Here is an 8,436-nt window from a genome sequence, read left to right on the forward strand (position 1 = left end):
ATTAACACCAGACAAAAAAGTTGTCAGGGTTTGGTTACAGTTCAAGAGGAAGGGATTTTGCTGTATAAAATTTTAAATTTAATGTTTTCTCTTTCTAGTTATCCTTTTGGACGCAAACAGTACCGTCCCACAATCTCCACATCTAATTCATAACGCTCGTTCAGCCCCCGACGTTCTAGAGCAAGGTTTATCGCATCCCGCGCTGCCAGTATTTGCTCAACTCGCTTTTGATGGGACGCACTCTCAGAGTGTCGCCGATAGTAGTAGAGGGGTTTTGCTAAGTGTTCTATCTCCGTCACTTCAGATAGTCGCAAACACAAGTCATAGTCTTGAGCTAGTTCAAATTGCTCGTTGATGCCGCCCACTTGCTCGTAGACAGATCGACGCTGTAGCCGGAAGTGGAAAATCATAAAATCAACCAACAATTGCTCTTTAGAATAGGGAATGCGACAGCGCTGTCCGTATCCCATGATTTTGTTGCGTTCATTGATGACCTGATAGTCGGTGTAGACCATTCCAATTTCTGGGCTATCAGCCAACACAGCAAGCGTTTCCTCTAAGGCAGTCGGTGCCAATAAGTCATCACTGTCTACCCACCCAAAGTTGGGGCAAGTTGTTTGTGCGATCGCCGCCTTCAAAGAGCGTGCTCGCCCTTGACGAGCTGCTGCTACTACACGCACCCGTGGATCGATTTGAGCAAAATAACGAGCGATTTCAACAGAACGGTCAGTGGAACCATCATCCCAAATTAACAGTTCAAAGTCGGGGCAAGTTTGGATTAAGACACTCTTAATTGCGGAGGCAAGATAGCGCTCCCGATTGTAGACCGTCATGATGATAGAAATCGATTTTTCCATAAAGTCTTTGCTAGGGTACAAACTTCGACTTATTTGAAGCCATATGTATATTTCATGACTTATTAAAGTGTTGGGATTTCATACTGTAATTGTCTAAACATCAGATAACACATTATTTAGCTTTGTTATATTTAACCTTGACTTTAGAGTTTATCAACACAATTACGCGGTTAATAACAGTAGTCTTACTTATTTGTCGTCAAAGATTTAGCCTCTCTTACGTAGAAGCCTCGTTGTTTTATCTAAAACAAGCAAGCCATTATGCAATTGGGAAGCAACGATTTCAAAGAACGAGCTTCCCAAGACTCAGTTGCTATTGATTGCGCTTAACCATTTTCTCTCAACATCTACGTAATATTAAGTATCTATAGTTTTAATCATTTTAGTACTTATAACGAAGTTCATGTCAGCGTATTGATTCAATGAATAGAGTATTGAACCTCTTGCGGGTACTCTCAAGATAATGCCAAAGTACGAAAAAGAACAAACTAGGCGGCACTTGCATTTACCAAATAGTTTTACGTCAATTCTATTGTTGTTTTGGAGCAATCAGAAAAATGCTTACTTTGTCTATTTTGAAAAAGTTATCAAGGGCTACAGCGCTTGCGGTGGTAATTTTTCTGGGAATCAATGGTACAGTGCGGGCTGCCACTCTGACTTTTGATGACATTTTTACTGCCGATCAACAAGTTATCTTCAATGGTTATGGTGGATTAAATTGGAACCATTTTTCTGTGCGAAACAATTCAGTAGCGTCTCCAAGATCCGGATATAACAAGGGAACTGTATCAGGACAATATGTTGCATATAATTCATTTGCTAAACCTGCCACTATAAGTGTTGCTAAGGGACAATTTGATTTTAATAGTGTCTATCTAACAGCAGCTTGGAATAACGGTTTAAATATTCTAGTTGAGGGCTTCAATGGTGGTGTTACTAAGTTAGGACTTACGCATTGACAGAAACCGTCAGATATGATGTAAGCATTTTTAGCACCTCAACGTTTGATTGTTTAACGAATGAGACCAACATCACCCACCTTCGGGGCGCAATGCCTTGCGCCCCTACAAGTCTGAAACGACCATTATCCGTCGATGCATAGGATAGTCAATTTGTACAGTGCGTAAGTCCTATAAGTATTCAAAAACAGTAACCGTAAATACTGTAGCTCCTACATTGTTTAACTTCGACTTCATTGGCATTGATCGGCTGAAGTTTACTTCATCTGGTGGGACTTATGCAGGTGTTGGAGGTCGTGGAGAACAAATTGCTCTAGACAACTTCACTTTTAATACAACAAAGTCTGTACCTGAACCTATCTCTGTTTTAGGTTTGTTAACCTTTGGTGCTCTTGGTGCTACTTGTGCTTTAAAACGCAAGCGGTAACAAGGGATCGGGCGCTTGTTCGCTTGCCCTACTTACTTAGGGGAGTTTAAACATCACTGTCGCCAATTGCTGTACCTCAAAGTACAAACAAAGATAAACTACAAAAATTACTAGAAAAAGATGCTCTTAACTTAAGGAGGGAGAAGATTATGCCAATCATCTCTCTACGTTGGAGAGCAATAAAAAATGGGGGATCTGGGGTAAGTAATGCGGTAATATGGCTCAATGTCCAATTCCTCTGAACCCGTTATTTACCAACTTAAGGTAGTGCTTCTGGGCATTAGCCCTATGATTTGGCGGCGTCTGCTTATCAGCAGTGATCGCACAATGCCTGTACTAATGGATTGGGTTAGGTGCGTGATAGTTGTGCTTAAGATTGCGTAAAGTTGTACGGTCTTTGAGCGGGCGATAAGCTTCGCTTAACGGCTTACGCCGTATCGCCTGCTTCCGAAGTATGCGGCTTTTTAGATTTTTCTATTTTTGAATTGGTGAAAATCTGCATTTTCGTCAATGAAATCAGAGTCTTGTGGGCATCCTTGTGCAGCCAAAGTATTGCCTCTCTCGCGTCTCCTAGCTATTTCTATTTTTGAATTGGCGAAAATCTATATTGGCAACAATGTAACTATTTGCAATGTAGGCAATACAACTTTTCACCTGGATAGGTGAAACTTAGAAGCAACGGGTTTTGGAGAGGGGCATGATTATTACCCTTGCTAGTTTTAAAGGAGGTGTGGCAAAGACAACCAGCGCCATACACCTTGCCTGCTATTTTTCTAAGCTTGGAACCACATTATTAGTTGATGGCGATCCAAATCGTAGCGCTACGGGTTGGGCGAAAAGAGGGGAGTTACCTTTTAAAGTGGTGGATTTACTGCAAGCGAGTATGCACAGCCGCAACTTTGAACACGTAGTCATAGACACAGCTGCCAGACCTAGCCGGGAAGATTTAGAAGCACTGGCGGACGGATGTAATCTGTTAGTCCTGCCCACAACTCCAGATGCACTGGCAATGGATGCCCTCCTGCAAACTGTGGATACACTAAAAACATTGGGGAGCGATCGCTATCGGGTGTTACTCACAATCATCCCTCCAGCACCAAGGCAGACGGGTCAACAGGCAAGGGAAGCACATTTGAGTTGTGTTATGGGCGTAGTTACCCAAGGAAAAAGTCAGAAAATAAGTCCTAATCCACCAAAAAACATCCCAATCAATTGAGATATTTTGGGACTGATTGCAAAAGTTAATTTACTTTGTGTTTGCTCGAAAGCTTCTGTATTTTGACGCTTGATAAAATATAACAAGACACTGAAGTTAACTAAAAACAAAATAGTTTCTAATAAAATAAAAGTTTCCATATGCAGAAATTAATTAACTTTTTTTATAATAAACTATAAAGACCTGCACTGTCAGTCTTAATTTACGGCATCCTGCGAGTCCAGCAAATTTGCTCAGTTTGCTGTTGATAGGATGTGCTTTATGAGTGGCAACGATAATTAAAGATGTTTTGTTAATTGTTACTTCTCTGTTACTTAATAAAGTTGCAGGTACAGGTTATAGTATTGAGCCGATTCATAGGTAATATTTAATATGGCTAGTCAATCAGCAAAGAATTCTGATAAACAAAATGAGAGATTTCAAATTTCATTGCCTGCAAATGCTCGCAAGTCAATAAATTGTTCTTTATTAGCTTACGCTCTCAGTTGCCTTCTATGTATATTTATTGGAGTTGCCTTGTTTCTTGCCCCTGGAAAAGTGACGACTCTCACCTGTGAACGAACACCAACAGAATTTCAAAACATTATAGACTGCTAAGAATAAGATGTTACAGATAGTATTTATTGTCCAATACCATGAATGGCTCTGAACCAGATAACTCTATGAAATCTTCTTTTAAAGAGGAATGGTCTGCGAAGAAAGCTTCGTCTGATATTCCAAAACCACAAAATAGTAGAGTCATATTAAGGAAAGACGAAGAGTCTTTGGAAATTATCTTTCCCTCGCCGGGGCTGAGCAAAGGTTATGTGTCTCTGATTATCGTCGGGGTAATGTTTATTATCCCTAGTATAACCTTGGTTGCAATTCTCTTTGGTATTTATTGGGCTGATTTGTCCTCTAAAATTGTCTTAGCTTTATTCTCTATTCCTTGGTGGACTTTTGCCCTAGCAATGTTCTTGATGTTTGCCAATTCTCTTGGCACAATGTTGTCCAATACACGACTAGAGATTAATCAGCAAAGAATTTCTTTAAGTCATGAAATATTTGAATTTAAGATATATGAAGAAAAATCAAATCAACGGCAAGACATTAACAATTTAGAGCGGATTAAACGCCACATAAAACTTAGTTCTTTACCTGACTATGTACCTGACTACTTAGGTAGTATATATGAATCTGAAATTATTATTTGGGCTGGGGAATCTAAATACAGGATTTCTATATCTTTAGTGTCTGAAGATGAACTAGATTGGTTAGCTACTGAACTAAGTGACTGGTTAGGATTACCCATTAATAAACCCTAATTAAATTAGTGGAGTTTCTGTTATGAATCTGTGGACTAGCGCAAGCAATGGCTCTGGCATTATATGAGTTTTACCATTGTTAAGAAAGATGCGGGTAATGGATAGTTTATAAAGGGGGGAAATTGAATTTCCAGTTCCCTCCCCTTTATAAGGTCTGGGTTAGGGTGGGGTAAAACTGACGCTAAAACTTTCGTTTATGAGCTATTTTCGACTTCTGTGTACACCGTAGGCCTAAAGGTTAGGGGTTTTGTGCCTCTAGCTGTTGGATGAGGGATCGTAGCTGTACTCCGCCGCCTGTCTTCATCACTTTCCTCTCAAAAGCCTTTTCAGAAACAGAAAACTCTTGAAAAAAATCCGCTCCAGCCAAAGCATGGCACGGTCTAAACATTCGAGTATGAATTCTAAGGGGTGTTTCACATAACCAAGTGTTCTGGCACTAGTTTCTATCCAATCTGGCTTTGCTTTAACAGCGCCAGTTTGACGATAGGACTGAGTGGCTTCCCCTTTCGTCTTTTGACTGTCAACTTCTGTAATCTGGGAGTTAGAATTGGCAACGCTCGGCTTTTGAGAGGACGAAGGGCTATTAGTTCCAATTCTCAATCCTCGACTAATTTTTTGATTCCTACGTTTTTTAGCTGTTTGTAGTAAGCCAGAAATTGATTTTTGCCGATTTACCGAACCTAATATTTCCTTCAGCTTTGAAGTTTTGCTCTGAAAGTAATGCAAGATATTTTGCGGATAGGATAAAGTCTCAGGAAGAGGGACGTTTGTGTTTGAGAAAGATTCATTTAAATGTAGCTCTTTATCAACTTCACTAACCTGTTGTGAATTATTAAACAATTCATCTATTGTCAGCCAGGGATCTTCTATTTCACCCTTTTGGAATTGAGAGGTTTCAGGTGAAGTGTTGGAGGATGCCTGAAAAGTTTTGGTCTCATGGAATGAGCTACCATACAAGCGAGGTTTGCCTATGCGAATTAATGGATTTAACCCGCGTAGGCGGTTTTTGATTGTATAGCCACCACGAATTTTCTTCGTTAGATCGGGTTCTAAATTTTTGTTAGCGTCTTTTCCAAAAAAGTAATTAATTGCTTCCCAGATTAAAGACAATATTTTTGATGTTTGATTCTCCCCGACTTCAGTTGATAATACTTTTTCTCTGCTGGTAATTGACTGCTGTTTACCATAGAAAAATATGTTTAACTGAATTTGCACGGTTTGGAGCAATTCCGAACTAGTCCGAGATATTGGAACTAAAGTATTGGATTCTAACTTGGCAATAGTTTCATCTAGTATGACTAGACCTTGAAATGGAATTGGCAAGTACTTAAATGTATTATTGTCTTCTGCGATCGCTTCTTGAGGTAATGTCGGTCTATGCGCTTTCTTACCTGAAATTAGCTGATTTAACAAGCGCTCTATCTCTGGTAATTTTTGTGTCTCTTCTAACGCTGGTTCTATGAGTTGCACCTGCAGTGATTCACAAGTTATCAATTCTTCATTAATCCTGTTTTGCAATTTTTTCTGCTGCTGAAGTGTCAAAATGTCTAAAATCTCATTGTCAGCAGCGACAAGCACTAAATTGCGGTTTGCCAAATTTGACGCAACTCCCTGGATGTGTTGGGGATTGAGGATTAGAGAACTTGGGATCTCCACGTAGTGTGAATTAGAGGCATCAGGATTGGAAGAATGAAGAACAAAGGGATGGGGATATTGGACAATGGGAATATAGCGAGATCGGGAGAAACTCTTGTCCCTATTTCCGTGTTCCTGTGTCTTTTTGTCTTTTATTTGCAGAGTCGGTATCACTTCTAGAACTCGTGCAACCGCATTGTTAGCAGATTGAGGTGATGGCTGCTGTGAATCAGTCGCATTACCTTGTAAGTGCAAAACACGGTTTTGCTCACCTGCTTTTAGCTGTCTGCCAGATGACTCGACAGTTTTTTGGATGAGCATATATACTTGATGAAGAAGAGCCTCTATTGACCAACTGGCAGTGACTTGTATCTGCCGTAAAGTGCGCTCGAATTGTCCGCCCCAACGTCGAGATTGTTGGTGGACGAAGTTAAATAGCCTACTTTGATAACGACCAGAAGATGCAGAAGGCATGGTAGTTAATTTTTGTTGAAAGTGTTGTGAGTAGCCCGAATCCCACAAAAAAATAGACGGAAGATCGTTTACGTCGATCAATTCTCTCATATTAGCGGAAATATGACATCTCCCGTATCTCACGACGATACTAAATTAATTTCTGACGCGATCGCAAAGCTGCGTTCTTTGAGTCAGGTCAATATTCTGTCTTCTTGGCGATGCTGTGAAGGTGACTTGAGTGTATGTGAAGTGAATGCATCCGATCTATCTTCTTGGAATTTTGCTGAGTTGAATGCAAAAGGACAAATTACTTGGGCTGGGGGTCAAAAGGTTTTATGGCTGTTACAAAAATTAATAATTCCTCAGGATTTACAAGGTTATCCCTTACAGGGGTTGTCTTTGCGTCTGGCGCTTGTTTGGTGGGCTGATTCTGCTAAGGTTTATGTGAATGAACAGTTGATGGTTGAGGGGGATTTGTTTGATTCTTTTCCAAGGGTGCTTTTGAGTGGGGGTGTCACGCCAGGAGAGGAATTGACGGTGGCGTTGCGTTTGGTGAGTCCGGGTCATTGTGATGGTGCTTTGGTGAAGTCGCAACTGGTTTATGAATCTAATGATGATTCTGTGGAACCTGGTTTTGTGGCTGATGAGTTGGGTGTTATGCAGTGTTATTTGGAATGTTTTGCGCGGGATCGGTTGGATGTTTTGAGGGCTTTTGTTGAGGGGTTGGATTGGAAGAAATTGAACCGCAGAGGCGCTGAGGGCGCTGAGAAAGAGAGGGGAAGGGAGTTTGAGGAGTTGCTTTGTGTTGTTCGTCAACAGCTTTTAAAATCCAAAATCCCAAATCTAAAATCTAAAATTTTCTTGTTGGGTCATGCTCATCTCGATTTAGCATGGTTGTGGCGTGTGGGTGAAACTTGGGAAGCTGCACAGAGGACTTTTGAATCGGTTTTGAGGCTTCAGCAGGATTTTCCTGAGTTGATTTTTTGTCATTCTACTCCGGCTCTTTATGCTTGGATTGAGGAACATCGTCCGGATTTGTTTGGTGCTATTCAACGGGCGGTGGCGAATGGACGTTGGGAAGTGGTGGGTGGTTTTTGGGTTGAACCGGAACTGAATCTGATTGCGGGTGAATCTATTGTTCGTCAGCTTCTCTATGGTCAACGCTATGTGTTGGAGAAGTTTGGTAGGTTGTCTACTGTGGTGTGGGTTCCTGATAGTTTTGGTTTTTGTGCAACTTTGCCTCAGTTTTTGGTTAATGGGGGTGTTGAGTATTTTGTGACTCAGAAGTTGCGGTGGAATGATACCACTCGGTTTGAGTATGGTGCTTTTTGGTGGAGGTCTCCTGATGGGAGTGAAGTCTTCAGCTATATGTCTGCACTGATTGGTGAAGGTATAGATCCAGTGAAGATGGTGTCTTATGCTTGTGAGTGGCTGTCTCAAACGGGGTTAGTTGAATCTCTTTGGCTTCCTGGTGTGGGGGATCATGGGGGCGGTCCTACTCGTGATATGTTGGAAACCGCCCGTCGCTGGCAAAATTCTCCCATTTTTCCCGATGTTGAATTTTGTACTTCTGAAACTTACT

At 41.0% G+C, this 8,436-nt stretch carries 7 protein-coding genes; 5 read left to right on the top strand and 2 right to left on the bottom strand.

Translation table 11 applies throughout. The features are described 5' to 3' along the window. Positions 1-98: 98 nt before the first annotated feature. A complete protein-coding gene (locus tag WA1_RS03945) occupies positions 99-857 on the bottom strand; it encodes a glycosyltransferase (RefSeq protein ID WP_017743366.1) in 759 nt (252 codons plus the stop codon). 557 nt (positions 858-1,414) lie between these two features. Here WA1_RS03945 and WA1_RS03950 point away from each other — a divergent pair. The 4 genes from WA1_RS03950 (at position 1,415) to WA1_RS03970 (ending at position 4,763) form a co-directional block, all read left to right on the top strand. Continuing rightward, positions 1,415-1,816: a hypothetical protein gene (locus WA1_RS03950; protein ID WP_017743365.1), complete on the top strand. Its 402-nt coding sequence runs from the start codon at positions 1,415-1,417 to the stop codon at positions 1,814-1,816. A gap of 160 nt (positions 1,817-1,976) precedes the next feature. After that, positions 1,977-2,243: a PEP-CTERM sorting domain-containing protein gene (locus WA1_RS03955; RefSeq protein WP_017743364.1), complete on the top strand. Its 267-nt coding sequence runs from the start codon at positions 1,977-1,979 to the stop codon at positions 2,241-2,243. Positions 2,244-2,940: 697 nt separating this feature from the next. Then, positions 2,941-3,459 (top strand): ParA family protein, encoded by a 519-nt coding sequence (locus tag WA1_RS03960; RefSeq protein ID WP_017743363.1) that lies wholly within the window; start codon positions 2,941-2,943, stop codon positions 3,457-3,459. 635 nt (positions 3,460-4,094) lie between these two features. Then, complete coding sequence (locus tag WA1_RS03970) at positions 4,095-4,763, top strand: hypothetical protein (RefSeq protein ID WP_017743361.1); 669 nt, start codon at positions 4,095-4,097, stop codon at positions 4,761-4,763. A gap of 303 nt (positions 4,764-5,066) precedes the next feature. Here WA1_RS03970 and WA1_RS03975 read toward each other — a convergent pair whose 3' ends face one another. Beyond that, a complete protein-coding gene (locus WA1_RS03975; protein WP_148662610.1) occupies positions 5,067-6,872 on the bottom strand; it encodes a hypothetical protein in 1,806 nt (601 codons plus the stop codon). Between the two features lie 102 nt (positions 6,873-6,974). Here WA1_RS03975 and WA1_RS59345 point away from each other — a divergent pair. Continuing rightward, the coding region (locus tag WA1_RS59345; RefSeq protein WP_473163454.1) for a glycoside hydrolase family 38 N-terminal domain-containing protein at positions 6,975-8,436 on the top strand (1,462 nt) is incomplete at its 3' end.

Source organism: Scytonema hofmannii PCC 7110 (assembly GCF_000346485.2).
In the GTDB taxonomy this organism is placed as follows: Bacteria; Cyanobacteriota; Cyanobacteriia; order Cyanobacteriales; family Nostocaceae; genus Scytonema; species Scytonema hofmannii.